Source organism: Actinomyces sp. oral taxon 897 (assembly GCF_002999235.1).
Lineage (GTDB): Bacteria > Actinomycetota > Actinomycetes > Actinomycetales > Actinomycetaceae > Actinomyces.
Map to the genome: position 1 here is coordinate 941,729 of NZ_CP027236.1, position 24,536 is coordinate 966,264.

Genomic DNA, 24,536 nt, shown 5'->3' on the forward strand with positions numbered 1-24,536 from the left:
AGGCAAATCAGGTCCACCCCGCCGGGCGTGTCCGACCCCGGTACCCGCGCCGGTGGCGCCCCGGGCCTCCCGGTCCACCCCGGGCACCCCGGGGTGGTGCCCTGGGCGAGGAGGCAGGGGGCGGGCGCTAGGCTGGCCGGGTGAGCCCGTCGCCGGTGACCCCTGACGCGGCCGTGCCCCTCCTCACCGCCCGCGTGACGGAGCACACGTCCGTTGGTCGCCGTGTCCTGGTCCTTATCGACGGGCTCACCGGCTCGGGGAAGTCGACCCTGGCCGGGCGCCTGGAGGCGGGCCTGCCCGGATGCCTGTCCCTGGCGGTGGAGGAGCTGGTTCCCGGCTGGCAGGCCCTGGAGGAGGGGGTGGGCCGGTGCGCGGCGGCCCTGCGGGAGCTGGCCGGGCAGGGACGCGCCACCGTGAGGAGCTGGGACTGGGGGCGTATGGAGCCCGGCGGGACCCGACGGCTCACGCTGGGCAGGGCGGGGGCGGCCGTGGTGGAGGGCTGCGGCGCCCTGGCGGCCGGCGCGCAGCCGCTGGCGGGGGCCCAGGTCATCCGGGTCCTGGTGGAGGCCGAGGACGCCGTGCGCCACCGGCGCCTGCGCTCCCGGGACCCCTACACCTGGGACGTGGCGGCCTGGGAGGCGCAGGAGCGCCGCGTGGCGTCGGCCTGGCGGCGGGACCCGCGCTACGGGCCGGACGTGGTGGTGCGCCCTGTCGTGCCGGGCCCCGGAGTCCGGTGAGGTGCCCGCCGACGGTAGCTGGCAACGGCCTGACCCTGGCGGCCGGTGACGCCCAGGGCCGGCGCGCGGGGGTAGCACGCGAGCGGGGCGGTGGGCGGGGCGGGCCCCGGTCAGGGGCGGGAGCCGACGACGGCCCCCAGGTCCCCGCCGGCCTGGAAGCAGCTGCGCGTCCCCGTGTGGCAGGCGGCCCCGACCTGGTCGACCTGGACCAGGAGGGCGTCGCCGTCGCAGTCCAGGGACACGGACCTCACGTACTGGTGGTGGCCGGAGGTGTCCCCCTTGCGCCAGTACTCCCCCCGGGAGCGGGACCAGAAGGTCACCCTCCCCTGGGTCAGGGTGCGACGCAGGGCCTCGTCGTCCATCCACCCGACCATGAGGACCTCGCGGGTGTCGAACTGCTGGACGACGGCGCACACCAGGCCGGAGGCGTCCCGTTTGAGACGGGCCGCCAGGGAGGCGGGCAGGACGGGTTCGGTCACGCACGGGATCCTCTCACGGACCACCCCGCCCGGTGACCGCGTCGTGCTGACCCCGCCCGGTGACCGCGGCCGGGGCGCCCCCGGTAGCGCGGGGCGCCGGCAGTCAGCCTGCGGGGCCGAGGAGGGGACCCAGGTAGACCCACGCCCCCGGCAGGTTGCGCGCCACGAAGAACCCGGCCGCGAGCGCCAGCACCACGACCCACTCGGGGCGCGAGAGCACCGTCGGCCGCGTGGGCCGGCCGCTGCGGCGGGCCCGCAGCCACCAGGCGTAGCGGACCAGGACCGTGACCAGCCACAGGTCCGCCAGGAGCGCGAAGGGGTTCAGCCCCAGGGCCGTGCCCAGGTCGGCGCGCAGGAGGGCCCCGCCTCAGCGTACGGGGTGCCCGGCGGCGCGCAGCGCCTCCTTGGCCCGCCCGACCGTCATGGTCCCGTAGTGGAAGACGCTGGCGGCCAGGAGGGCGTCGGCCCCGTGGTCGGCGGCGGACACGAAGTCCTCGGGGCGTCCCGCCCCGCCGGAGGCGATGAGGGGCACGCTCACGGCGCGGCGCACGGCGTCGAGCATCTCCAGGTCGAAGCCGCGTGTGACCCCGTCGGCGTCCATGGAGTTGAGCAGGATCTCGCCGGCCCCCAGCTCCACGGCCCGCACCGCCCAGCCGACGGCGTCGATCCCGGTGGAGCGCCGCCCGCCGTGGGTGGTGACCTCGTAGCCTGACGGCGTGCTCACCCCGGGTGGGCAGCGGCGGGCGTCCACCGACAGGACGATGACCTGGTTGCCGAAGCGGTCGGCGACCTCGCCCAGGAGCTCGGGGCGGGCGACGGCGGCGGTGTTGACCCCGACCTTGTCCGCCCCGGCGGCCAGGAGACGGGCCACGTCCTGGACGGTGCGCACGCCGCCGCCCACGGTCAGGGGCACGAAGACCTGGTCGGCGGCGGCGGAGACCACGTCCACCATGGTGGCTCGCCCCTCGGCCGAGGCGGACACGTCCAGGAAGGTGATCTCGTCCGCGCCCTGGGCGTCGTAGCGGCGGGCGAGCTCGACGGGGTCCCCGGCGTCACGCAGGCCGGCGAAGTTGACGCCCTTGACCACCCGGCCGTCCTTGACGTCCAGGCAAGGGATAATGCGGATCGCGACGCTCATCGGTGGTCTCCTGCCGGTCTCAGCGGGTGGGAGGGGTGGAGGGCGTGGCCCCCTCAGCGGGGGCGCTGGGGGTGGCGGAGCCCCGGGGGGTGCCCGTGGCGCCCTCGCCGCCCTCGGCGACGGCCAGGACGTCGATGACCACCGCCACGGGCTGGTCGCCCCGGGCCTGGTCGGCCGGCAGCGAGAGGATGACGCGGCTGCCGACCGGGATGTCCAGCAGGTGCTGGGCGATCCCCGCCATGGTGGAGGCCATGTTGATGGTGCCCGGGACGGTGGTGGTGCCGTAGGTCGAGGACAGGACGGAGTCGTCCGCCCAGCCGACGGTGGTGTAGCGGGCCACGATGGTGTCCGAGGCGGTGACCTGGGGGCCGTCCCCCTGGACGACCACGGTGGCGCTGGAGCGGGTGGGGGTGGGCAGCCCCGCCGCCGAGACCACCATGCAGCCGTCCTGGCCCAGGGTGGCCGACGGCGTGCCCACCGGGGCGTCCAGCTCCTGGCCGGTGGCGGTGGTCGGCAGGACGTCGACCACCGTGACCTCCTCGGTGAGCCCGTCGCTGCCGCTGACCGGGGCCCGTACGACGATCCGGGAGCCCTCGGTCTGCCCGGTGACGGCGCCGCTGAGGACCTCCCCGAGGGTGGTGGGCTCCACGCGCCCGGCGTGCAGGCGGTGGCCTGACCTGGTCCCGGTGGTGTTGGCGCCGTCGCGGCCCGAGAAGGTGGACACCGACAGCAGGACGGCGTCCCCGGCGTTGACGGTACGGCCCTGGCCGGTAATGAGCCTGTCGGTGACGACTCCCCCGGCGGGCTCCAGCTGCCCCTTGAGGGAGATAATGGGCGTCGAGCCGAGCCGACCGGCTACCTCCAGGACGTCCTGGAGGGGGGCGTCGGCCGGTACGGTGGCCGTCGGGGCGGACAGGTTGGTGGCCCCCGGCGCCGGGCCGCCGGTCAGCGTGCGACTCAGGTAGACCGGGACCACGACGATGGCCAGGACGACGACGACGGCCAGGGCCCAGGCCACCCGGCCCCGGGGCCGGGGACGGCCCAGGGTGGCCCCGATCGCGCGCTGCGCCCCGGTCGCCGTCGGGGGCTCGGAGCCGGAGCGGGCCGCGGACGGCCTGGCGGCGGGCGAGGCCGTCACGGGCGCCCCGGCACCGCGCCGGGTACCACCCGCACCGACGGCCAGGCGCCCGGGCGCCACCCCTCCGCTCCTGCGGGTGGCGGGGCCCGCGGTACGTCGGATACCGGTCGGTGAGGTCTCGGCCCTGGCAGGGCGGGTGGCAGGGCCCGTAGCGCGGTGCGTACCGGTCGAGGTGTCAGCCCTCGTGGTACGTTGAGTACCAGAGCGCGGTGTACTTGCTCTTCCGGTACGGTGCGTACCGGTGTGTGGCGTATCAGGTCTGACGACTCTTTGAATACCTGTCGGTGAGGTCTGGGTATTAGCAGTGTGGCGGGTGTCGGTCGTGGAGGTGTCAGCCCGCCCGGCGCGAGCTGCCGGAGCGGTGCGGCGCGGGCCGGTGCCACCAGGTGGGCCGGGGGTCCCGGTCGGCGGGGTCTGGGCCCTGCCGGGGCGGGCCGGGGGCGCGGTGCGGTGGGCGCCGGTCGTGGGCTCTGTGCTGCTGACGCGGGTGCTGCGGCTGCCAGCCCTGTAGGTGCCGGCGGCCCAGATGGTGCTCGGGTCGGCGTCGGTCACGCTGGGCAGGCCGGCTCGTGGGCTGCTAGGGGGTGCTGTGGTGCGGCGCGCGCCGCCGGGTGGGGTCTGGGCCCTGCCGGGGCGGGCCGGGGGCGTGGCGCCGTGGGCGGTCGGGCCGGTGTCCTGGTGGGGGCGCGCCGTCCGGGAGCCGGTGGGCGGTGCGCCGGCGGACCGGGGCCCTGCCGGGGCGCGCCCGGGAGGGGGCGGCGCGCCCGGGCTGGTGGGGCCAGCCGGGCTGGCGGGGGCGGAGCCGCTCAAGGAGGGCCAGGAGGGGGCCGGGAGGCGGGGCCCTACGGCCCCCCCACCCCGGGGAGGCCGGTGCCCCTGGTCCTGGCCCCGGTCCTGCTGGCGGGACAGGGGGAGCCAGGGCAGGAGGTCGTCACCGGTCCCACCGTCCTGCGGCGTGCCGCTGGTGCGCTTGTCCATCATCCTCCCTCACAGACCTGCCGGGAGGCTACCAGCCTCGTCCATGGCCGCGATAAGCGAGTCCACCCGCTCGTCGTGGCTCGCAAAGGGGTCACGCAGGGCGATGGCGGGGGTGCGCCCGTCGTCGAGCCTGAGGTTGACCCAGTCCACGCTCAGGTCACGGCGCAGCTCACGGGCCCGTGCCACCACCCGGCCGCGCAGGTGGGCCCGGGTGGTGGCCGGCGGGGTGGTCACGGCCCGGCGGGCAGCCTCCTCGGGGACGTAGCGGCGCAGCAGGCCGCCCGCCTCCAGCCGGGCCCGCAACCCGTCGGCCGAGACGTCGTGGTAGGCCAGGGCCAGGCGGGCCAGACGGGGGTCGTCCAGCTCCGCCCCGGCCCGCTCGGCATAGCGCTCCAGGAGCCGGTACTTGGCGGCCCAGTCCAGCTCGGTGGCCACGGCGCCCACGTCCCCGGCGCGCAGGGCCTCCAGGCCCCGCTCCCACAGGTCCAGGGCGGCGTGCTGCAGGGCGGTGAGATCCAGGTTGGCGGCGTGGGCGCGCACCCGCTCCAGGTGCTCGCCCTGGAGGTCGACGGGGGTGATGGTCCGGCCGTCGGCGCGTTCCAGGGCCACGGTGCCGCTCAGGTCGTGGCAGGTCTCGCGGATGGCGCGCATGGGCTCGGCCAGGGCCAGGTCCCCCAGGTCCCCGCCCTCCTCCAGGTAGTCCAGGAGCAGGTCCATGGCGGCGACCTTGAGCAGCGTGGCGCCCTGGGCGATGTTGGAGTCCCCCACGATGACGTGCATACGGCGGTAGCGCCCGGCGTCGGCGTGGGGCTCGTCACGGGTGTTGATCAGGGGCCGGGAGCGGGTGGTGGCGCTGGAGACGGCGTCGTGCATCTGGTCGGCGCGCTGGGAGAAGACGTAGCGGGGCCGACAGCGGGGGCCGGCGGGCACGACGTGCCCGGAGCCCACCAGGATCTGGCGGGTGACCAGGTGGGGCACCAGGGTGCGGGCGTCGTTCCAGAAGTCGCCCCGACGCCGGACCAGGTAGTTCTCGTGGCACCCGAACCCCGCGCCCCGGGCGTCGAGGTTGTTCTTGAACAGGTGTATGCGACCCGGGACCCCGGCGGCGGCCAAGCGGGCGTTGGCCTGCCCGGCCAGGTCCGCCATGGTGATCTCCCCGGCCCGGTCCTGGGCCAGGACGTCCTCCAGACGGTCGCACTCGGCGGTGGCGAACTCGGGGTGGCTGCCGACGTCCAGGTAGAGGCGGGCCCCACCGGGGGTGAAGACGTTGGAGGAGCGCCCCGCCTGGATGAGGGGCTCGAACAGCTCCCGGGCCGCGTGGTCGGCGTCCAGGGGCGGGGGCCCTCCGGTGGTGGAGGCGCAGGTGATGCCGTACTCGGTCTCAATGCCGACAATGCGTCGGGCGCTGGGGCGCGGGCCGGTACCGGCAGGCCGAGGGGTGCCGGCCGGCTGCGCGGTGTCGGTGCTCACTGGCCGCCCTTCTGGACGAAGCCCTGGACGAAGGCGGCCGCATTGGCCTCCAGGACGGCGTCGATCTCGTCAAGGACGTCGTCCACGCCGCTGACCTGGGTCTGGGCGGCGCCACCCGCCTGCGGGCCCTCCTCCGGGCCGGGCACGGGCTGGACCTGCTGCTGGGTGGTGGCCATGGTCGTCTCCTCGTCTCAGGGCCTGGGGGCCGCTCCCCGGCGGTCGGGCTGCCCCCGCCGGGCCTGGCGCTAGTGTCCCCCCTGGGGGCCCAGGGCCCCAATCGTAGCGGCGATCCGCTCGGCCTCCCCCGAGGTGAGCGCGACACCACCGGGCAGGGGGACGCGCAGGAGGTCGGCGACCCCGGGCACGTCCAGCACGAGACCGGTCCAGGAGGCGGCCACGACGCGCGGGTCGGTGGCCACGGCGCGTCCGCGCACGACGGCGCGCGTGCCCCGGGGAGGCGTGTCGGCCGCGGCCGCGACCTCCTGGGGGGCGGCCAGGCGCCGGACGTGCCCGGCGGCGTCCAGCCGGTCCACCACGCCGGCACGACGCAGGTCCGCCCACTGGATGTCCAGGGCGGCCAGGCGCGGGTCCTCCCAGCTGGTGCCGGAGCGCGCGCGCAGGCCCTCGCACAGGCGCATCTTGGCCACCCACTCCACCAGGGGCGCGGCGGCGGCCCCCGCCTGCCCGCGCACCCCCTCGGCGGCCACGGCGTCCAGGACGTCCAGGACCTCGCCCCACACATCCAGGGCCCGGGCGGTCTCGGGCCCGACCTGGTCAGCCCGGGTACCGCCGTGGTCGGCCTCCAGGGCGCCGGTGACGGCCTCCAGGTAGGCCCGTTGGACGTCCAGGGCGGTCATGGGGCCGCGGGCGGTGGCCAGGGAGTAGGTCAGGGTGGTGTCGCGGGACGCCGCCCAGTGCTCCTCGACCGGGTCCCCTCTCAGGCGCAGCCCCGCCAGGTCCCCCAGGCCCTCGCCGCGGGCCTGCGCCCGCTCCAGGTACCACAGGAGCAGGCTCGTGGAGGCGACCTTGAGGTAGATGGGCACGTCAAAGCGGTTGGCGTCACCGTTGATGACGTGGAGGCGCCGGAACCGGGCGGCATCGGCGTGGGGCTCGTCACGGGTGTTGACAATGGGCCGGTTGAAGGTGGTCTGCAGCCCGATCTCGCAGCCGACGTAGTCGGCCCGCTGGCTGACCTGGAAGCCGGGGCGCTCGGAGCGCTGCCCGACCCCCACGCGCCCGGCCCCCACCATGACGGGGCGGGTCACCAGGAAGGGGACGAGGGCCGCGGCCACGCGGGCGAAGGGGACGGCGCGCTCCAGGAGGTAGTTCTCGTGGGAACCGTAGGCCGCCCCCTTACCGTCCACGTTGTTCTTGTACAGGACCACCTCCGGGCCGCCGTCACGGGCCAGGGCCGTCATGGCCCGGCGGGCGACCTCCTCCCCGGCACGGTCCCAGACCAGGGCGTCACGGGGGGTCAGGACCTCCGGGGAGGAGTACTCGGGGTGGGCGTGGTCCACGTACAGGCGCGCCCCGCTGGTCAGGACCACGGCGGTGGCACGCGGCAGGGCGGCCTCGGCGGCGCCGGGCCGGGGGCGGGTCCCCCACGGCGCGCCCGGCAGCTCCGCCCCGGCCTGCCGGGCGTGCGCCGGTGTGCCGACCGGGCGGTCCCCCCGGCCGGTGCCCCCGGTGGCGGGGACGTGCGGGGCGTCCCCGGCCGGCGCGGGTACGTCGGGGTCGTCGGTCAGGAGGCTGGGGTGGGCGCTGGCACGGTCGAGCCGTCCGCCACGCTGGTCGGCCAGAGGGTCCTCCCCCTCGTAGTCCCAGGCCACCGGACGCGCCCCGGGCAGGCCGGGGCGGGAGCGGAGGGCGTAGGCGCGGACCAGCTGGCTGGCCAGGACCACGGAGTTGGCGTAGGCGTTCCCGGGCTGGGTGATCCCGTACTCGGTCTCCAGCCCCACGGGACGGGTGACGGCCTCCCGGGGCCCGGGGACCCCCTGGGGCGGACGGCTCATGGGGTGCCTCCTGTCGTCGTAGGGACGGGGTCCGGGACGGCTGACGGCGCGCACCGGGCCGGGTGCGCGGGCACGCCGGGACCCGCGGCCCCCGTGGGGCGGGGGCGCAGGCGGCGTACGGAGCTCACCGGGGCGCCGCGGCGGCCGACCACACGCGCCCAGCCCTCCGGCGTCGTGGCCCCGGTGAGCTCCTCGCTCATGGCCGTCTCCTGCCTGAGCGCCTCCAGCAGGCGGGGCGTGGACAGACCCCCCGGCCCCCCGGCCAGCTCGTCCTTGATGGCCAGGGTCTTGGCCCGCGCCACCACGGCGGCCAGCATGGCGCCGCTGGCGATGTCGGCCAGGTGCAGGACCTGCGTGCCCCCGGCGGCGTCGCTGGCCTCCAGGACCGCCGTGTCCGGGGTACGGGCGTACAGGGCGGCCACGACGGCCGTGCGCATGGCCTGCGCGGCGGCCTGCCGGTCGCCGTCGGCCGCGGCGAGCTCAGCCGGGTCCAGGGGGAGGTCGGCCGTCAGGTGCCTGGCCAGGATGTCCAGGGCGGCCTCGGCGTCGGGCCGGCCGACGTAGATCCGCACGTCCAGGCGGCCGGGGCGCAGGACGGCGGGGTCGATCATGTCCTCACGGTTGGAGGCGCCAATGACCACCACGTTGCGCAGGGACTCCACGCCGTCGATCTCGGCCAGCACCTGGGGGACGACCGTGGTCTCCACGTCACTGGACACGCCGCTGCCGCGGGTACGGAACAGGGCCTCCATCTCGTCGAAGAAGACCACGACAGGACGGTCCTCGGCACTGACCCTGCGGGCCTGGGTGAAGATGGCCCGGATCTGGCGCTCGGTCTCCCCCACGAACTTGCTGAGCAGCTCAGGCCCCTTGATATTGAGGAAGGCGGCCGACGGCGCCCCCCGACCCAGTGAGCGCGCCAGGGAGGTGGCCACGGCCTTGGCGATGAGGGTCTTGCCGGTGCCGGGCGGGCCGTACAGGAGCAGGCCCCTGGGGGCGGACAGGCCGTAGGAGCGGTAGAGCCCGGGGTGGGCGAAGGGCAGCTCCAGGGCGTCACGGACGGCCCGGATCTGAGGGGCCAGGCCGCCGATGTCCTCCCAGGAGACGTCAGGGGCCTCGGCGACGACGAGCTGCTCCACGCTGGTGCGTGCCACCGCCCCGGTGGCGACCCCGGCCCGCAGGTCGGCGGTCAGGGTGGTGCCCGGGGCCAGGGGGTCCACGCCGGGGGCAGCCGGGGCCACCGCACCGCCCTCCGCAGCCGCGCCTTCCGCAGCCGGGGCCACCACGCCGCCCTGGCCCGCGCGGGCGTCTACGAGGCCGTCGGCCAGGCGCAGCACGCGGGTGGCTCCCCCGCCGGTGGTCACCAGGACGTGGCGCGCGTCCAGGCGCTCGTCGAGGGTGACGGCCTCACCGGTCACGGGCTCAGGCAGGACGTCCACGACGAGCATCTGGTCGTTGACGGCCACCTGCTGGCCCACGCGCAGCCCCCCGGACTCCAGGACCGGGTGCAGGCGCGGGTGGAGGCCCAGGAGCATGGTCCGGCCGCCGAGGTGGACCTCGACCTCGTGGGAGGCCCCGGCGTGGCGGGCCTGGGGGTCCTCCCGGCCGCTGCGGCGGGCTACGGGGACGTCCGTGAGCAGGCCCAGGGTGACCGGGGGGAAGGTGACGGCGTCGAGCTGGGCCCCGAGCTCGGCCAGGCGCTCGCGGGCGGTGGCCAGGGCGGCCGCGAGGCGCTCGTTCTTGGCGGCCAGGCTCACGGCCTGCGCCCGGGCCTCACGCAGCTGGTGGCTGGCAAAGCTCGGTGAGGGCGTCCTGGGTGCGGGCGGGGGCCCCACGGAGGCGTCGGCCTGTCCGGCCCCTGGCGGTCCCGCGGCACCGGGGGCGGGGGTGAGCGGCCCGTGGGGGCCCTGCCCGTGGGGGCCCCGGGGCTCAGTCACCGGTACCACCGATAGGCTGCCCGCCCGGCTGGCCGGGTGGGGTCCCCGCCCCGGCGGCGCCCCCTCCAGCCGCCTCCGGGGCCGGGGCCGGCACGCCCTCCGCGGCGCCCGGTACGTTCCCCTCAGCGCCCTGGGGAGGCAGGCCGGGCAGGACGGGGGTGGCGTCCTCGGGCTGCCTGGCACGGCAGTCGCGCAGGACACGGCGGACCTTCCTGTCGGTGGCGGTGCGCTCCCCCACGTCCTGGGGCTCCCAGTAGCCAGCCTCGTCGTAGGCGCCGCGGGCCGGTGGGCGCCGCCGGGTCAGAGGACCGGACCCGGCGGCCAGGCGGCGGGCGGTGACCAGGAAGCCGGTGTGGGCGACCATGCGGTGGTCGGGGCGCACGGCCAGGCCGTCGACGTTCCAGGTACGCACCAGGGACTCCCAGGACTCGGGCTCGGTGAACAGGCCGCTGTGCCGCAGCGCCTCGACGGTGCGCGAGAGCTGGGTGACGGTGGCCACGTAGGCCAGGAACACGCCCCCGGGGGCCAGGGCGCGTGCGGAGGCGGGCACGTTCTCCCAGGGGGCGAGCATGTCCAGGACCACCCGGTCGATGCTGCCGGGCTCCATGCGGGCGGCCACCAGCGCGAACTCCCCGGTGCGCAGCTCCCAGGCGGGGTGGTGGCCCCCGAACCAGGCGTCCACGTTGGAGGCGGCAATGGCGGCGAAGTCCTCACGGCGCTCCACGGAGACCAGGTGGCCCTCCGGCCCGACGGCGCCCAGCAGGCTCATGGTCAGGGCCCCGGAGCCGACCCCGGCCTCCAGGACGCGGGCGCCGGGGAAGATGTCACCCATGGCGACCACCTGCCCGGCATCCTTGGCGTAGACCACCTGGGCGCCTCGCGGCATGGACAGGACGTAGTCGGCCAGGAGGGGGCGCAGCAGGAGCAGCTCGTGACCGGTGTCGGTGGTCAGCACCGTGCCCTCGTCCAGGCCGACGACGTCACGGTGGTAGAAGCTGCCGCGCTGGGACTGGAAGTAGCCACGGGGGTCCAGGACGAAGGTATTCTTACGGCCCTTGGTGTCGGTGACCTGGACGCGCTCGCCGTAGCGCAGGGGGCCGCGCCGGCCCGCCTGCCCCAGGACCGCCTGGCTGAGGTGGCGGGGCGGGAGCGCGGGGACGGCGTCGGATGGGGCGGATGGGACGGAGGGAGCGCTGGTGCTGGTCTGGCTCATCACCGGCAGTCTAGGCGGGACCGCGGTGCGCCCGCCGCGCGTACCGGCTACGGACGAACCTCCTCCCACACCGCGGCCTGCCCGGCGTGTGCCCGCCGCGCGTACTGGGCCCCTGGCAGGTCATGGAGGGCCTGGACTCCCTGCCCCGTTCGCCCACCGCGCGTACCGGGTACAGCCCCCGGGCGCACCGCCTACATTCACGGCCAGAACAACGTCCCGGATACGGGAACGTACAGCCCCTGGGCGCACCGCCTACATACCCGCCGCGCGTATTGGGCCCCTGGACGCCAGTGACGACGTCGAGCTCGGTGGCCAACGGTCCCGTGGTGGCTACCAACGAGGCCCCGGAGCCCACCGAGACCGACTCGCTGGTGGAGATGGACGGCACCCGTGAGGGGATGCCGCAGGCGCCGGGGAACCTGATCTAGTACCCGATCACGTCTTTCTCAACCTCACGGACCACGTCGTCATGAATCTCAGACACCGCAATACGGTACGCAGCGTTCAAACGGGGGTTGAAGACACCCAGATTCTTAACCCTCGCAAACTCCGGGGCACCCGAGTGCAGTCCCATGAGCCAGTACATGAGCAGCTGGAGCGTATGGTCCTTGGTGGGCCCCTTGACCGATACTTTGAAATCCCAGATAGTGTCGCTTGTGAGGAAGTCCCCATCACCGGCCGTCACCAGGTCCGTATAGCCTCCCGGGAACGTGAACCCGTCAGCGACGACCGGACCGTACTGACGGAAGAAGGTGGTAGAGCGCTCGACCATGGTCAGGATGTGGTCAGTTGTCACCTTGTCCGGCGTCGTAACAGCGTCCGGCCTGTACCACATCGGCCCGGCCCGGTAGGCGACGTCGAACCCTGAGAGCCAGCAGGCTGACGCTACCGCCCAAGCGTTCACCTTGCCAGCGACAAAGCCATCCACCTTGCGTCCGGCCTGTGCGAACGCCTCCGCACCCACGTTAATAGCCCCTAGAAGCGGAACCCTGAAGACGTCACGCGGCTCCGAGCCGTTGGCCAGGCGCGATAGGTAGTCTACCGCCATCCCCACCAGGGAGGAGTAGATGTTCTCAACCCTGTGATCAAGTGGCGAGGGCTGGCCGTCGTCGAAGGAGGTTACCTCCATGGTACGCGGGTTAACGTACCCCCCGCGAGGCTGCTTGACCTCCTTGACTCGACGAGTGACTGTCGTCATCTTAAGATCCTTCCTAATTACCAGTTAGCCGCCGACACGCGACGGAAAACATGCCCACAGAAAAGGGCGCAAACAACACTTAACAAACTGCGAGCCCGCGTTGGCGGCCTCGCTGCCAGGCGAGTGTACACGCGCCCTCGCCACAATACAAGCGCTCTTCTCGGGCACGGAGACTCCCCCCATTACGAGCAACCTTTCCTAAGACCCCGTATGTGGTTCTGGTCACTACAATCTGGTTCCGGGCAGCGATGAGCAGGGAGCCAGGGTTCGTGTGCTGAGGCCACCTGTCCGCATGGCCGTGGGCAGACGTAGATCCTGGAGACGGGGTCACGCACCCCCGACTGAGGCGTCAGCGAGCGGCCACCACGAGCGGGGCGGTGGGCCACCAGCTCAGCGGGCCCCGGTGGGGACGGCCCCGCACAGGTTGCCGTTCTCCACCAGGAGCAGCCAGCGGGAGACGGCGCGCGCCGCCCTGAGGGCCTGGGCGGCCTGGGCCCCGCCCAGTGACGTCGTCACCGCCGCGGCGGGCAGCACCCGGCAGATCTGGGAGGCCAGGGCCTCCCCTCCCCCGGCCGGGTCCTCCAGCCCCGTCTCCGCCAGGCCCGCGGCGTCAATGGTGCCCAGCAGGCGTCCTGACTCAACCACCACGACCACCGCCATGCCCGAGGCGAGGCACTGGCGTACCTCCGCTACCGGGGCCGAGGCCGCGACCACCGCCACGGGACGGCACAGGCGGCGCAGGTCCAGCCTGGCTGCCGCCCGGGCGCCGCTCCCCAGGCCCAGCACCCGCCAGCTGGAGCCCAGGATGGACCACAGGACCAGGACGACGATCATGAGGTTGAGGGCCTGGGGCCGGGCACCTCTGAGGAGCAGGGGCTCCAGGATCCAGTACCAGACGACGCCCACGCTGACCAGGACGCCTCCCCAGGCGGCGACCTTCTGCCCCAGGGCCGTCCGTCCGGTGACCTGGGCGACCAGGGCAGCAAGAGCGTGCCCCCCGTCGAGCGGGAGCGCGGGGAGGATATTGAAGACGGCCAGGGCCAGGTTCACCCAGGCCAGGGCCAGGGCGACCACGAAGAGGGTCTCGGAGCCGACCGCACCGACGGGGTGCAGGAACACCCGGTCCAGCATCAGCCAGAGCAGGGCGTTGGTGGCCGGCCCGGCCAGCGTGGTCAGGACCTCCTTCCACGGTGCCCAGTGCCCCACGGCCCCGAAACTGGTCCGGCCGCCCCACAGGTAGAGCTCGTAGCGTGTGGGACGGCGCCCCAGCAGCGTCCCGGTCAGGCCGTGGGCGAGCTCGTGGAGGAGCACGGACAGGGCGACGCCGACCACCGTCGCCAGGACGACGCCCAGGACGGTGGCGATACCGAGGTCACCCAGGACGCTGTCGACCACCGGGTACCAGGTCCCGGCGAGCACGAGGCCCAGGAGTGCTGAGGTGGGTGCCACGACGATAGGGGTGCCGCCGATCCGCCCCAGGACCCAGCCGCTGCTGCGCGCAGGGGAGACAGAAGACATGGGCCCGAGCCTAGTAGGTCAGAAGTCCGTGCCCGCGCAGCGGGTGCGGGCGGGTCCAGGCCACCCCGCCGGGCACGGGCGGTCCCGACCGGGACGGTAAAAGGCCGCGCGTTTCTCAGATCATGGTGGCGCCTCTGACAACGGCGTCCAAGACCACCTCACCACACGTGTCGGTGCCACGCGATAGCGTCCGGGCATGGATCCTCATCCTCGCCCGCCCGCCCCGCAGGCCGCCACCGGCTCCGTCCCTGGCGGTGGCCGACCCGCCGTCGCACCCCATCTGGACGCCCGGGGCGGGTCCGGGGCACCCGGCAGACCGCCTGCCGCCCCTGCGGCACCCCTCGGCACCACCGGGCCATCTGGTGAGACGACCCACCGCCCGCGCCCCACGGGCCCCGGCGGGGTCCACCGGCGCAGGGGCCCGCGCCGTTCCGCCCTGTCCCCCTCGCGCGCCAAGGACTTTATGCAGTGCCCGCTGCTCTTCCGCCTGCGCACCGTGGACGGCCTGAGCGAGCCCGGCTCCCTGGCCACCCACAAGGGCACCCTGGTCCACGCCGTCCTGGAACGCCTCTACGACCTCCCCCCGGAGCAGCGCTGCCCCCAGGCCGCCCTGGACCTGCTGCCCGGCCAGTGGGATGCCCACCAGGCCAAGAACCCCGAGGTCATGGGCCTCTTCAAGGATCCCGGGCAGGTCGAGACCTGGCTGGAGGAGGCCCGTACCCTCATTGGCACCTACTTCCGCATGGAGAACCCCCGGCGGCTCGCCCCCGCCGAGCGTGAGCTCCTCGTCCAGACCGAGACCAGCAGCGGGCTCCTGCTGCGCGGCTTCGTGGACCGCCTGGACGTGGCCCCCGACGGGGCCATGCGGGTGGTGGACTACAAGACCGGCAAGTCCCCCTCCCCGCGCTTCCAGGACGAGGCGCTGTTCCAGATGCGCTTCTACGGGCTGGTCCTGTGGCGCCTGCGTGGCCGCGCCCCAGCCCGCCTCCAGCTGCTCTACCTCCGGGACGGACGCACCCTGACCCACGACCCCTGCCTGGGCGAGCTCCAGGCCACCGAGGAGAGGGTCGAGCGCCTGTGGGCGGAGATCGCCCGCTGCGCATCCACCGGTGACTTTCGTCCCAGGCGCACTCCCCTGTGCGGCTGGTGCGCCTTCCAGGCCCACTGCCCGCTCTTTGGCGGCACCCCACCACGGATCCCGGCCGACGGCGTCGCCCGCCTGCTGACCGCGCACGCCTGAGACCGACCACGGCGCGGGGAGGTCCCCCGGCTAGGGCCCGCGCCGGCGCCGGCCTCCCGCGTGGTGCGCCCCAACGCCCGCGACCAGCCTCTACGGTGGGATCATGGAGCACAGGAGACTTGGGCACACGGGGCTGCGGGTGTCCGCCATAGGGCTGGGGACCATGACCTGGGGGCGGGACACCGACGAGCAGGAGGCTGCCGACCAGCTCGACGTCTTCCTGGACGCCGGGGGGACCCTGCTGGACACGGCCGCCTCCTACGGCGAGGGCCTGTCGGAGACCACTATCGGGACCCTCCTGCGCGAGCACGTGGAGCGCCAGGACGTGGTCCTGATCTCCAAGGCCGGTATCCGCACCTGGCGCACCGGGGCCCGGGCCAGCGCCGCCGACGCCTCCCGAGGCACCCTGCTGGACACGCTGGACGCGAGCCTGAGCCGCCTGGGCACGGACCACCTGGACCTCTGGCTGGTCCAGGTGCCCGACCGCACGACCCCCCTGGAGGAGACCGCCCACGCCCTGCGCCTGGCCGTGGCCTCCGGGCGGACCCGCTACGTGGGCCTGTCCAACCACCCGGCCTGGGCCAGCGTCCACGCCTTCGACCTGCTCCGGGACGGCCTCCAGGGGCCGGGGATGGCCGCAGTCGAGGTCGAGCACTCCCTGCTGACCCGGGGTATTGAGCGCGAGCTCGTGCCGGCCGCCCAGACCCTGGGCTTCGGGGTGATCGGCTACGCGCCGCTGGGGCGCGGGGTACTCACCGGAAAGTACCGGGCCTCCACACCTCCGGACTCCCGTGCGGCCTCCCCCCACCTGCGCTCCTACGTCTCCGCCTACCTGGGCGAGGACTCCCGGGGCGTGGTGGAGGCGGTGGCGACGGCGGCCGCGGGCCTGGACCGTAAGCCGGTGGAGGTGGCCCTGGCGTGGGCACGTGACGCCCCCGGGGTGTCGGCCACCATCTTGGGGGCCCGCACCCCCGCCCAGCTGCGTGGCGCCCTGGCGGTCGAGGACCTCACCCTGCCGGTCCAGATCCGTCACGCCCTCAACGAGATCACCGCCCCGACCCTGGGCTACCCGGAGCGGTTCTGAGGGGCCGCTCTGAGGGGCCGCGGGACAGCGCCCGAGACGCGACGTCAGGCGCGGCGCACCGGGGGGCGGTCGGGCGCCAAGGCCCCGCCACCCGTGGTGGCGGACGCCGAGGGGGCGGCTACCTGCGGGCCATCCTCAGCCGCGCCGCGAGCGGACCGGCAGTGCCCTGGGGGCCCGGCCCTCAGCGACGAGAGGCGTCGTCCTCGGCGCCATCATCCTCGTCGTCGTAGTCGTCGTCCTCCTCGTAGTCCCCGTCCTCGTCGTCGTAGTCGTCGTCCTCGTCATAGTCGTCGTCATCGTCGTCGTAGTCGTCGTCCTCCTCATCAGCGTCAAAGGTGTCGAAAGGAAGTTCGATACCATAGGCGGTGAACAGGACGTCGTCGTAGGCGATAAAGGCGTCCTGGAGGGCGCTCTCAGCCGCGACCACGGCCGGGGAGCGGTCGTCCCCGGTCACGGCCGCGTCCAGGTGCGCCTCAAGGGCGGCAATGAGTCGGTTGAGCGCGGACCGCGGGTCGTTCGTCATGGGTAACAGCCTACCGGTTTTGGTGACCTGCCACGCACCCGGGACCGGCCAGCCCGCCGGGGCCCCCGGGACACGGGGCGGGGCTGCCTGCCGCGCACGCGCCAGGCGCGAGAGGTACGTGCACACGGTGCGCAGCGGCTCGCTGCCGCGCACGCGGATGCAGCGCGGGGTAGAGGAACGCCGCCTAGGACAGCACGCACCGGCGCTCATTGGAACGGATGGGCCGGAGCCCATGCTCAGATGCTCAGACCCTGTCGGCCCCCAGCTGCTCCCTGACGAAGCCCAGGTAGAGGTCCTGGCCCTTGAGACGGGTCGTCTCCTCGGCGCCCACCACCACGCGCACGCCGTCGCGCAGCACCTGGGAGGCGCCGCCGTCGGGGCCCAGGGGCAGGACGACCAGCTCGGGCCGGGGGGTGTAGGTGTGGGTGGGCTCGGCCCCGGAGACGACCTGGGCGATATTGGCCGCCACCACCTCGGCGTGGGCGCGGGCGGCGTCGGCCCGCTTGGACTCGCGTACGTCCGTAATGTCGCCGACGGCCCAGACGCCGGGGTGGTCCACCACGCGCAGGTGGTCGTCCACGCGGATGGTGCCGTCGTAGTGGCGGATCTCGTCGTAGCCCTCACCGAGGTAGCCGGTGGCCGCGGCCGAGCCGTAGGCCCGGAACCACACGTCGGCCTCCAGGCGGCGCCCGGAGGTGGTGGTGACCCTGAAGGGCGACAGGACGCCCACGTCCACCGGGGGCAGGTAGGCCAGGTGGTCGCCGGTTATGACCTGCACACCGCGCTCGGCCAGCTGGGCCTCGATCGCGTCACGCAGCTCGGGGGCGTAGTCCCCGGTGGGCAGGATGCGCTCACAGGCCTCCAGGAGGACCACCTCGGTACGGGGGAAGGCGGAGGTGATCTCCCCGGCGAGCTCAATGCCCACGGCACCGGCCCCCACAATGAGGACGCGCCCGGCGTGCTCCAGGTTGGCGTGGGCGCGCTCAATACGGGCCTTGGCGATCACGGCCGAGGACTCCAGGTGCTTGGCCGGGAAGGGGTAGGCGGTGCCCGTGGCCAGGACGAGCTGGTCGGCCTCCAGGCGGCCGACGCCAGGGACCTGGACACTGGTCCCCTCGACGCCCAGGACGGTGCCGTGGACCACCCGGCCACGGGCCAGGAGGTTGTCGTAGGGGATGAAGATGCGCTCGGCGAAGTCGCGGTCGACGGCGGCGCGCAGGGCCCCGGCGTGGTTGACGAACATGTCCTTCTGCTCGACGAGCGTGACCTCGGCAATGGGGTCGAGGGCCTTGGCGACGGTAATGCCGCCGTAGCCGCCGCCGACGATGGTGACACGAACCATGGCTGTCCTCTCGGGTGGTGGGGATCTGACTCAGGGTGGCCACGGGCCCAGCACTGCGACGGGCCGGGGACGGTCCTGGCCCCAGGCTAGTCCGACGCCGCACCCCTACCAGACACCACCAGAATGGGACCTTAGTCTCACTACTGACACGCGGACGACCCGCCAGCTGGGCGCTCCGTGCCCGCTACTGCGGGGCCGCACGGCTGCGGGCCGTGGTGGTCGACGTCGGACGCCAGGGAGCGGGCCGCACACCCGCACGACCAGCACGAGCCGCACACCCGCACGGCAGCACACCCGCGGGGCCGCCTCCTGTCGGCCGCCAAGGGCGATGCCCTGCGGGGGCGCCTCCGCCTTACCCCGGCCAACAGGAGCAGGCAATGGTTCCTGACAGGACGATAACCTCTCCCTAACCAATATGACACAACCTGTTCACCCTGTTTTAACAAGACCGAAACCTACCTATTGGCACAGCCTCATTTCTTGATGAGTCTCCGTATGTCACCTATAATGACTTCTGTCTCCTTCAAGCACCAAGGGTGAACCCCTGAGAGAAAGCCTGTCATGACGACCGCCAGCACCCGACCCAGGACCGCCCTTCTCAGCAATGACGCAGGAGGCGTCGCCCTCCGGCTCGTCTCGGTCCTGGTGCTCGCGGCCTGCCTCAGCACCTCCTCGTGCTCCACCCGGCAGGCCACCGCCACCAGCCCCCCGATGCCCGTCGCGCCGACCATGCTGGACCTCTCTGGTGCGAGCGGGGACCCTGACGCCTTCTACCAGGCCGAGGAGGGGTCGTGCTGGACGGAGGCCACCACGGAGACCTTCTCCAGCCAGGTACCCTGCGACCAGCCTCACCGCATGGAGGTGTTCAAGACGTGGGAGATGGACGAGTCCGGGACCTACGACCAGACCGCGTCCAGCAAGACCGCCCAGGACACCTGCACGGTGGCCGCCGCCGGGTACTCCATGAAGGACTACGACAAGAACGGCGTCAGCGTCTCCTCCGTCTTCCCCACCCGGGAGACCTGGGAGTCCTCCCACACCCACCGCTACCTGTGCGCCTGGGAGTTCGACGAGGACGTGACCGGCACCTTCAAGGAGACCCGCAGGACCAGCTGAGAACATTGTTTGCGCTTAGCCCAGGACCCTACGCACCGGAGGCCTCCCCTGGGCGGCTCCAGCACGCAGGACACCCTCTAATGGCTGGACTGCCTCGGCACGCCCACCCCGAGGTCGGTACAGCCCCGGGATGGTCGTGCCGAGGTGCAGCCGGTACGCCTCAGGCCCTGACGCCGCGCCTCAGGCCAGGCCGCGGCGGGCCAGCAGCGGCTCAATAGCCGGGTCGCGTCCCGTCAGGGCCCGGTAGGAGACCAGCGGGTCCCGGGAGTCGCCCCGGGAGAGGAACTCACGGCGGAAGGCCTCCCCGGCCTGCCGGTTCAGGCCCAGGTCGCCGTCGCGCCCGCCCTGGCCGTCGGCACGGAACCAGGCCACGGTGTCGGCGTCCATGACCTCGCTCCAGATGTAGGCGTAGTAGGCGGCGGCGTAGCCCCCGGCGAAGACGTGGGAGAAGTAGGTGGTGCGGTAGCGCGGGGGCACCAGGTCCACCTCGATGCCCGACTCCTCCAGGGCCCGGCGCTCAAGGACCTCCACCTGGGCGACGTCGTCGGGGACCTGGTCGGCGGCCAGGGTGTGCCAGGCCTGGTCCAGGAGGGCCGCACCCAGGTACTCGGTGGTGGCGTAGCCCTGTCCGAAGCTGCCCTGGCTGCGCAGGCGGGTGGCGAGCTCCTCGGGCATGGGCTCACCGGTGTCCACGTGCACCGCGTAGCTGGCCAGGACCTGGGGGTGCAGGGCCCAGGACTCGTTGACCTGGCTGGGGAACTCCACCACGTCGTTGGGCACGTTGGCCCCCGAGGCGCTGGGGTAGTAGGTGTCGGACAGCAGGGCGTGCAGGGCGTGGCCGAACTCGTGGAAGCAGGTAATGACCTCGTCCCAGGTCAGGAGGGCCGGCCCGCCTTCCTGCGGTACCGGCACGTTGGCGCAGTTGATGACCACTGGCCGGGTCCCCCTCAGGTGGGACTGGTTGACCAGGCTGTTCATCCAGGCGCCACCGGACTTGCCCTCACGGGCGAAGTAGTCGCCGACGAACAGCCCCAGCACCGGCGCCTCCTGCCCCGGACCGGCCGCGGCACCGTCACGCACCTCCCAGACCCGCACGCTGGGGTCGTACATGTGGGCGGCCAGGTCGGCCCTCTCGTGGAAGGTCAGGCCGTAGAGACGGTTGGCGGCGTAGAAGACGCCCTTCTCGACGACGTTCCACAGCTCCAGGTAGGGGGCCAGGGTGGCGTCGTCCACCCCGAACTGCTCCCTGCGCAGCCCCGCCTCGTACAGGGGCCAGTCGGCCGGGCCGAAGACCTCCCCGGCCAGGGTGAGCGGGTCGGCGGCCATGCGCGCGGCCAGGACGGCGGCGTCACGGCGGGCGTTGGCCATGGCCGGCGGGGCCAGGCGTCCCAGCATGGTGCTCACGGCCTGCGTGGTGCGGGCCGCGGACCCGGCGGCCACCAGGGCGGCGTGGTGCTCAAAGCCCAGCAGGGCGGCCCTCTGGGCACGTAGGCGGACCAGCTCCAGGACCAGGGCGCGGGTGTCGTACTCACCGCCCAGGCCCCGGCTCGTGGAACGGGCCAGCAGCTCCAGGCGGGCGGTGTGGGGGCGGGTGGTGGCCAGCGCCGGGGTGGCCGTGAAGTTCGCGGTTCCCGCCGCGTGCATGGCCCTGGTGGCGAGCACCGAGAAGCGGCTCATGAGCTGGCTAATGCCGGCGTTGAGCTCGCGCAGGCGGTCGGCGTCCGCCCCGGTCAGGGCGATGCCGCCGCGCTCGAACTCCTCCACGGCCAGGTGCACCAGGCGGGCGGCCTGGGGGCCGATGGGGGCGGCGTCGGCGTCCACGGGGGTGGTACCCGCCTGCCGCGCAGCGGCCACGGCCTCGTCCAGCGCCTTGAAGCGCGCGTAGATCCGCTGGTCCAGCCGGTAGGCGTCGGCGTGGGCGGCCAGGGCTGGGGCGAGCTCCTCCTCCAGGGCGTCCAGGTCCGGGCAGTACGTGGCAGAGGTCAGGCAGTACAGGACCGTCAGGGCCCGCTCCAGCAGGTCCCCGGAGCGCTCCAGGGGCTCGACGGTGTTGGCCAGGGTGGGCCGGGCGGGGTCGGCGGCCACCGCCTCCCACTGCGCGCGCTGGGCGGCCATGCCCGCGTGCACGGCGGGGGCGATGTCCTCGTGGCGCACCCCGGTGAAGTCCGGCAGCCCCAGGTCCAGGTCCCAGGGGGCGGCGAAGGGGCTTCCCTCGGGCAGGACAGGTGGGGTGGCGGCGTCCGGCAGCGGGCTCGTCTCAGTCATGGGCCCATGGTGCCACGGCCGGACAGGGGCGGGCCTGCGGACCTGCGACGCCACCGGGGCAGCAGGAGGACCTACCTCCTGCCAGCGGGGCCGGCCGCCTCAGCGCCCTGACCCGCCGCGGCGCCCGGGGTACGGGCCGGCGGACCGGCCGTCTCGGCGCCGGCCGCCGGCACGCGCCGGGCGGCCATGCACCCTGCCAGCAGGAGGATGACAGCGGCGACGAGGGCGGTGGCCTGCATGGCGTGGGTGAAGGCCGTGCGCGCCTGGGCCAGCAGCTGCGCCTGCTCGGGGTAAGAGGGGTCCGCTGCTCCTGCCAGGGTGGCCAGTGACTGACGGGCCGCGTCGGCGACCGGTCCGGGGACACCACCTGGGACGGCGCCGAGGAGAAGCCGGTAGCCGACGTCCTGGACCGTCCCCAGGACCGCGATCCCCAGGGCGACCCCGAGCTCCAGCCCGGTCTCGGAGATGGCCGACGCCGCCCCGGCGCGGCTCGCGGGCACGGAGCCCAGGACCGCGCCGGTGGAGACCGTGAAGGCCAGGCCCACGCCCGTGCCGATTATGAGCAGTCCGACGCAGATGAGGACGATCCCGCCCCAGGACTCCGCCACGGCCACGACCACCAGCCCGGCCGCCGACAGCACGAGCCCGCCGCCCAGGGCGCCCCCGTGGCCGAGGCGCCGCACCAGCCAGGCCACCACGGCCACCACCGCGATGGAGGAGACGGACGTGGGCAGCTCGGTGAGCCCGGCCTGGAGGGTGGAGTAGCCCCGTACCAGCTGGAGGTACTGGGAGAAGAAGTACAGCAGTCCCGCCAGGGCGAAGACCGCCATGACGGTGGCGACCACCGCCCAGGTGAAGGCGGGGAGCCTGAAGAGCCCGACGTCGATCAGGGGTGTGGTGAGCTGGCGCTGGCGGCGCAGGAAGGCCCTGCCCGCGACGGTCCCTGCCACGAGGGCGACCGCGGCGGTGAGCGTGGGACCGTCGTGGGCGAAGGACTTCACGACGTAGACCACCGGGACGATCGCGGCCACGGACAGCACCGCGGAGACCACGTCGACCGGGTCGCCGTCGTCGTTGCGGGACTCGGGCAGGAGCCACAGGCCGGTGACCACGACGGCGGCCATGACGGGCACGTTAATGAGGAAGACGCTGCCCCACCAGAAGTGCTCCAGCAGCACTCCCCCGACCAGGGGACCCAGGGCCGTCCCGCCCGAGCTGCCCGCCGACCAGACGGCGATGGCGGTGGTGCGGTGGCGGGGGCCGGGGAAGATGTTGCGGATGAGGGAGAGGGTGGAGGGCATGATCGTCGCGCCGCTGATCCCGAGCAGGGCCCGGGCGGCAATGAGGGCCGTGGCGCTGGGGGCGAGCGCGGCCAGGACGCTGGAGACCCCGAAGCCGGTGGTGCCAATGAGCAGGAGGCGCCGGCGCCCGACGCGGTCCGCGAGGTTGCCCATGGTCACCAGCAGGCCGGCCAGGGTGAAGGAGTAGACGTCGCCGATCCACAGCAGCTGGGTGGCGGTGGGGCCCAGGTCGGCGCTCAGGGAGGGGATGGCCAGCGCCAGCACGGTGGAGTCAATGGCCAGGAGGGTGACCGCCAGGGTCAGGACGGCCAGGGCGGCCCACTGGCGTGCCCCGGGGGCCTGCGGGGCAGGCGGAGGCGCGGGGTTGACGAGGGTCTGGGACACGCCCGCAACTCTACAGAACGTGGTCGTGCAGCCAGTGGTCGGCCTGTCCGGGGCCGGGCTCCGGGGGCCACGGCGCCCGGGGTACGGGCCGGGGTGGACGTCGGCTACGCGCCCGCTGCGGTCGCGGCCTGGCGCCCGGGGTACGGGCCGGCAGGCGGAGACCAGCCGGCGGGCAGGGAGCAGGTCAGCGGGCGGGGAGCGGGGCGGGCGTCAGCCGGTGGCGGTACCCAGGCCGCCGCGGGCCAGGACGGCGGCGACGTCAGGCGGCAGGTAGCCCGGCCCCTTGAGGACCTTGCCGTCCTGGCGGTAGACGGGACGCCCGTCGGCGCCGAGCTTGGACATGTTGGAGCGCTGCACTTCGGCCAGGACCGCGGCCAGGTCGATACCGGTCTCCAGGGCCATGCCGTAGACGACGTAGACCAGGTCGGCCAGGGCGTCGGCCGCTCCCACCGTGTCCCGGGCACCGTCGTCGGCGGCCAGGGCCCGCCGGTAGCCGGACTCGACCTGCTCGCGGGCGGCCCCGCCGTAGACAGCGCCGACCAGCTCGGCGAACTCCTCGGCGACCAGCCCCATGCGCATATGCAGGCTCTCACGCTCCAGACTGGGGCCGTCGGTGCGCACGGGCAGGCCGTAGACGTGGTGGAAGCGGCGTACCAGGGCCTCGGGGTCGTCCCCCTCCCGCTGCCCGACGCCGTCGTGGGGCACCAGGGGGGTACGCGGGTCCTGCCCCGCCACCGGCCCGTCCCAGGGCGCCCGCGGCTGGCGGGGGTCGTCCGGCAGGAGCGTGCCGATCCAGCCGTCGTGCAACGCGCCGTCATTGGCCAGGAGGCGGCGCACGCGCCCCTCGCGCACGAAGCCGAGGGACCAGGCCACCCTCCAGGAGGCCCAGTTGGGCACACCGTCGTGGATGTCACAACGCCACCGGAGCGCCCTGAGGGGGAGCGGGCCCCCGGGAGCCCCTGCGCCGTCGCCCCCCTCGAGGACCACATCGATGAGCGCGCGGGCGGCCCGGGTGACGGTGCCGCGCCCGCGGGCCCGTGGCGCGAGCCAGTAGCCGATCTCCCCCGTACCGCTCGGGTGGGCAGAGATCCCGATCATGCCCACCAGCACCCCGTCCTGGCCCCGGGAGCCCCCGGGCAGCTCGCGCACCGCCCAGGTGAGCTCCTCACCGCTCTCCCAGCCCGGGGCCACGACCTGCTCCACGAAGGACACCGCGGAGCCGCGCGTGTAGGGCGAGGGCACGGTGGTCCACTCCTGGATGGCCGGGTCCTGGCAGATCTCGGCGATCCTGTCCACGTCGGCGTGCGTGGGGACGCTCAGGAGGAGCTCCGGGGCCCGGGGCGCGGCAGGGACCGTGATCTCAAAGGGCTGCATGGGCCGGAGCCTATACCCGGCGGCCTGCTAGTGATAACGAACAGGACACCACCTCACCCGGGAGCGGGCCCGCCGCCGGAGGTACCCCG

General features: G+C 74.0%; 20 protein-coding genes. 5 read left to right on the forward strand and 15 right to left on the reverse strand.

Translation table 11 applies throughout. From position 1 onward, the window contains the following. Positions 1–140 precede the first annotated feature (140 nt). On the forward strand, positions 141–737 hold the full coding sequence (locus C3V41_RS13045) for a hypothetical protein (RefSeq protein WP_165271570.1): 597 nt from the start codon (positions 141–143) through the stop codon (positions 735–737). Between the two features lie 110 nt (positions 738–847). Here the strand turns inward: C3V41_RS13045 and hisI are convergent, their stop codons facing one another. The 8 genes from hisI to C3V41_RS03845 form a co-directional block, all read right to left on the reverse strand. Beyond that, on the reverse strand, positions 848–1,216 hold the full coding sequence (gene hisI, locus C3V41_RS03810; RefSeq protein WP_106109170.1) for a phosphoribosyl-AMP cyclohydrolase: 369 nt from the start codon (positions 1,214–1,216) through the stop codon (positions 848–850). Between the two features lie 367 nt (positions 1,217–1,583). Then, on the reverse strand, positions 1,584–2,354 hold the full coding sequence (gene hisF, locus C3V41_RS03815) for an imidazole glycerol phosphate synthase subunit HisF (protein WP_106109171.1): 771 nt from the start codon (positions 2,352–2,354) through the stop codon (positions 1,584–1,586). A gap of 19 nt (positions 2,355–2,373) precedes the next feature. Further along, positions 2,374–3,552, reverse strand: coding sequence for a hypothetical protein (locus C3V41_RS03820; protein WP_106109172.1), 1,179 nt, complete (start codon positions 3,550–3,552; stop codon positions 2,374–2,376). Between the two features lie 927 nt (positions 3,553–4,479). Beyond that, positions 4,480–5,940, reverse strand: a complete 1,461-nt coding sequence (gene pafA, locus C3V41_RS03825; RefSeq protein WP_106109173.1) for a Pup--protein ligase — start codon at positions 5,938–5,940, stop codon at positions 4,480–4,482. Beyond that, positions 5,937–6,116, reverse strand: a complete 180-nt coding sequence (locus C3V41_RS03830) for a ubiquitin-like protein Pup (RefSeq protein ID WP_106109174.1) — start codon at positions 6,114–6,116, stop codon at positions 5,937–5,939. Before C3V41_RS03830 ends, pafA begins: the two co-directional genes overlap by 4 nt. A gap of 69 nt (positions 6,117–6,185) precedes the next feature. After that, positions 6,186–7,952, reverse strand: a complete 1,767-nt coding sequence (locus C3V41_RS03835; protein ID WP_106109175.1) for a proteasome accessory factor PafA2 family protein — start codon at positions 7,950–7,952, stop codon at positions 6,186–6,188. Next, on the reverse strand, positions 7,949–9,787 hold the full coding sequence (gene arc, locus C3V41_RS03840; protein ID WP_106110649.1) for a proteasome ATPase: 1,839 nt from the start codon (positions 9,785–9,787) through the stop codon (positions 7,949–7,951). The genes C3V41_RS03835 and arc overlap by 4 nt, the downstream gene beginning before the upstream one ends. Before the next feature lie 94 nt (positions 9,788–9,881). Next, positions 9,882–11,102 carry a tRNA (adenine-N1)-methyltransferase gene (locus C3V41_RS03845; protein WP_106109176.1) on the reverse strand — a complete coding sequence of 407 codons (1,221 nt, stop codon included), beginning with the start codon at positions 11,100–11,102 and terminating at the stop codon, positions 9,882–9,884. Between the two features lie 290 nt (positions 11,103–11,392). Here C3V41_RS03845 and C3V41_RS13050 point away from each other — a divergent pair, with 290 nt between their 5' ends. Next, on the forward strand, positions 11,393–11,530 hold the full coding sequence (locus C3V41_RS13050) for a hypothetical protein (protein WP_165271571.1): 138 nt from the start codon (positions 11,393–11,395) through the stop codon (positions 11,528–11,530). On the opposite strand, the gene C3V41_RS03850 is transcribed toward C3V41_RS13050, so the two are convergent. Both C3V41_RS03850 and C3V41_RS03855 read right to left on the reverse strand, forming a co-directional pair. Continuing rightward, a complete protein-coding gene (locus tag C3V41_RS03850) occupies positions 11,527–12,300 on the reverse strand; it encodes a hypothetical protein (RefSeq protein WP_106109177.1) in 774 nt (257 codons plus the stop codon). The genes C3V41_RS13050 and C3V41_RS03850 overlap by 4 nt on opposite strands. A gap of 390 nt (positions 12,301–12,690) precedes the next feature. Then, complete coding sequence (locus tag C3V41_RS03855; protein WP_106109178.1) at positions 12,691–13,818, reverse strand: site-2 protease family protein; 1,128 nt, start codon at positions 13,816–13,818, stop codon at positions 12,691–12,693. A gap of 196 nt (positions 13,819–14,014) precedes the next feature. On the opposite strand from C3V41_RS03855, the gene C3V41_RS03860 reads away from it, so the two are divergent. Continuing rightward, positions 14,015–15,058 carry a RecB family exonuclease gene (locus C3V41_RS03860; protein ID WP_174714753.1) on the forward strand — a complete coding sequence of 348 codons (1,044 nt, stop codon included), beginning with the start codon at positions 14,015–14,017 and terminating at the stop codon, positions 15,056–15,058. A 103-nt stretch (positions 15,059–15,161) separates the two neighbouring features. Further along, on the forward strand, positions 15,162–16,142 hold the full coding sequence (locus C3V41_RS03865; RefSeq protein ID WP_106109179.1) for an aldo/keto reductase: 981 nt from the start codon (positions 15,162–15,164) through the stop codon (positions 16,140–16,142). Positions 16,143–16,323: 181 nt separating this feature from the next. On the opposite strand, the gene C3V41_RS03870 is transcribed toward C3V41_RS03865, so the two are convergent. After that, positions 16,324–16,665, reverse strand: coding sequence for a DNA primase (locus C3V41_RS03870; RefSeq protein WP_106109180.1), 342 nt, complete (start codon positions 16,663–16,665; stop codon positions 16,324–16,326). 244 nt (positions 16,666–16,909) lie between these two features. Then, the gene (locus C3V41_RS03875; protein ID WP_106109181.1) at positions 16,910–18,007 is read right to left on the reverse strand and encodes an NAD(P)/FAD-dependent oxidoreductase; all 1,098 of its coding nucleotides are present in this window, start codon (positions 18,005–18,007) and stop codon (positions 16,910–16,912) included. Between the two features lie 561 nt (positions 18,008–18,568). Here C3V41_RS03875 and C3V41_RS03880 point away from each other — a divergent pair. Next, on the forward strand, positions 18,569–19,123 hold the full coding sequence (locus C3V41_RS03880) for a septum formation family protein (RefSeq protein ID WP_106109182.1): 555 nt from the start codon (positions 18,569–18,571) through the stop codon (positions 19,121–19,123). A gap of 180 nt (positions 19,124–19,303) precedes the next feature. Here the strand turns inward: C3V41_RS03880 and C3V41_RS03885 are convergent, their stop codons facing one another. From C3V41_RS03885 to C3V41_RS03895, 3 genes are all read right to left on the reverse strand, one after another. After that, the gene (locus C3V41_RS03885; protein WP_106109183.1) at positions 19,304–21,388 is read right to left on the reverse strand and encodes a M3 family metallopeptidase; all 2,085 of its coding nucleotides are present in this window, start codon (positions 21,386–21,388) and stop codon (positions 19,304–19,306) included. Between the two features lie 71 nt (positions 21,389–21,459). Continuing rightward, positions 21,460–23,073 (reverse strand): MFS transporter, encoded by a 1,614-nt coding sequence (locus C3V41_RS03890; protein WP_106109184.1) that lies wholly within the window; start codon positions 23,071–23,073, stop codon positions 21,460–21,462. Between the two features lie 210 nt (positions 23,074–23,283). Further along, positions 23,284–24,447, reverse strand: a complete 1,164-nt coding sequence (locus tag C3V41_RS03895; RefSeq protein ID WP_106109185.1) for a bifunctional GNAT family N-acetyltransferase/nucleoside triphosphate pyrophosphohydrolase family protein — start codon at positions 24,445–24,447, stop codon at positions 23,284–23,286. Between the last annotated feature and the right edge of the window lie 89 nt (positions 24,448–24,536).

Excerpts from the sequence above, each read along its gene's own strand:
- C3V41_RS03875 (WP_106109181.1), bottom strand. The coding sequence starts at position 18,007 with ATGGTTCGTGTCACCATCGTCGGCGGCGGCTACGGCGGCATTACCGTC.
- C3V41_RS03855 (WP_106109178.1), bottom strand. The coding sequence starts at position 13,818 with ATGTCTTCTGTCTCCCCTGCGCGCAGCAGCGGCTGGGTCCTGGGGCGG.
- C3V41_RS03865 (WP_106109179.1), top strand. The coding sequence starts at position 15,162 with ATGGAGCACAGGAGACTTGGGCACACGGGGCTGCGGGTGTCCGCCATA.
- C3V41_RS03885 (WP_106109183.1), bottom strand. The coding sequence starts at position 21,388 with ATGACTGAGACGAGCCCGCTGCCGGACGCCGCCACCCCACCTGTCCTG.
- C3V41_RS03895 (WP_106109185.1), bottom strand. The coding sequence starts at position 24,447 with ATGCAGCCCTTTGAGATCACGGTCCCTGCCGCGCCCCGGGCCCCGGAG.
- C3V41_RS03845 (WP_106109176.1), bottom strand. The coding sequence starts at position 11,102 with ATGAGCCAGACCAGCACCAGCGCTCCCTCCGTCCCATCCGCCCCATCC.
- C3V41_RS03830 (WP_106109174.1), bottom strand. The coding sequence starts at position 6,116 with ATGGCCACCACCCAGCAGCAGGTCCAGCCCGTGCCCGGCCCGGAGGAG.
- C3V41_RS03870 (WP_106109180.1), bottom strand. The coding sequence starts at position 16,665 with ATGACGAACGACCCGCGGTCCGCGCTCAACCGACTCATTGCCGCCCTT.
- C3V41_RS03860 (WP_174714753.1), top strand. The coding sequence starts at position 14,015 with ATGGATCCTCATCCTCGCCCGCCCGCCCCGCAGGCCGCCACCGGCTCC.
- C3V41_RS03880 (WP_106109182.1), top strand. The coding sequence starts at position 18,569 with ATGACGACCGCCAGCACCCGACCCAGGACCGCCCTTCTCAGCAATGAC.
- C3V41_RS03850 (WP_106109177.1), bottom strand. The coding sequence starts at position 12,300 with ATGACGACAGTCACTCGTCGAGTCAAGGAGGTCAAGCAGCCTCGCGGG.
- C3V41_RS03835 (WP_106109175.1), bottom strand. The coding sequence starts at position 7,952 with ATGAGCCGTCCGCCCCAGGGGGTCCCCGGGCCCCGGGAGGCCGTCACC.
- hisF (WP_106109171.1), bottom strand. The coding sequence starts at position 2,354 with ATGAGCGTCGCGATCCGCATTATCCCTTGCCTGGACGTCAAGGACGGC.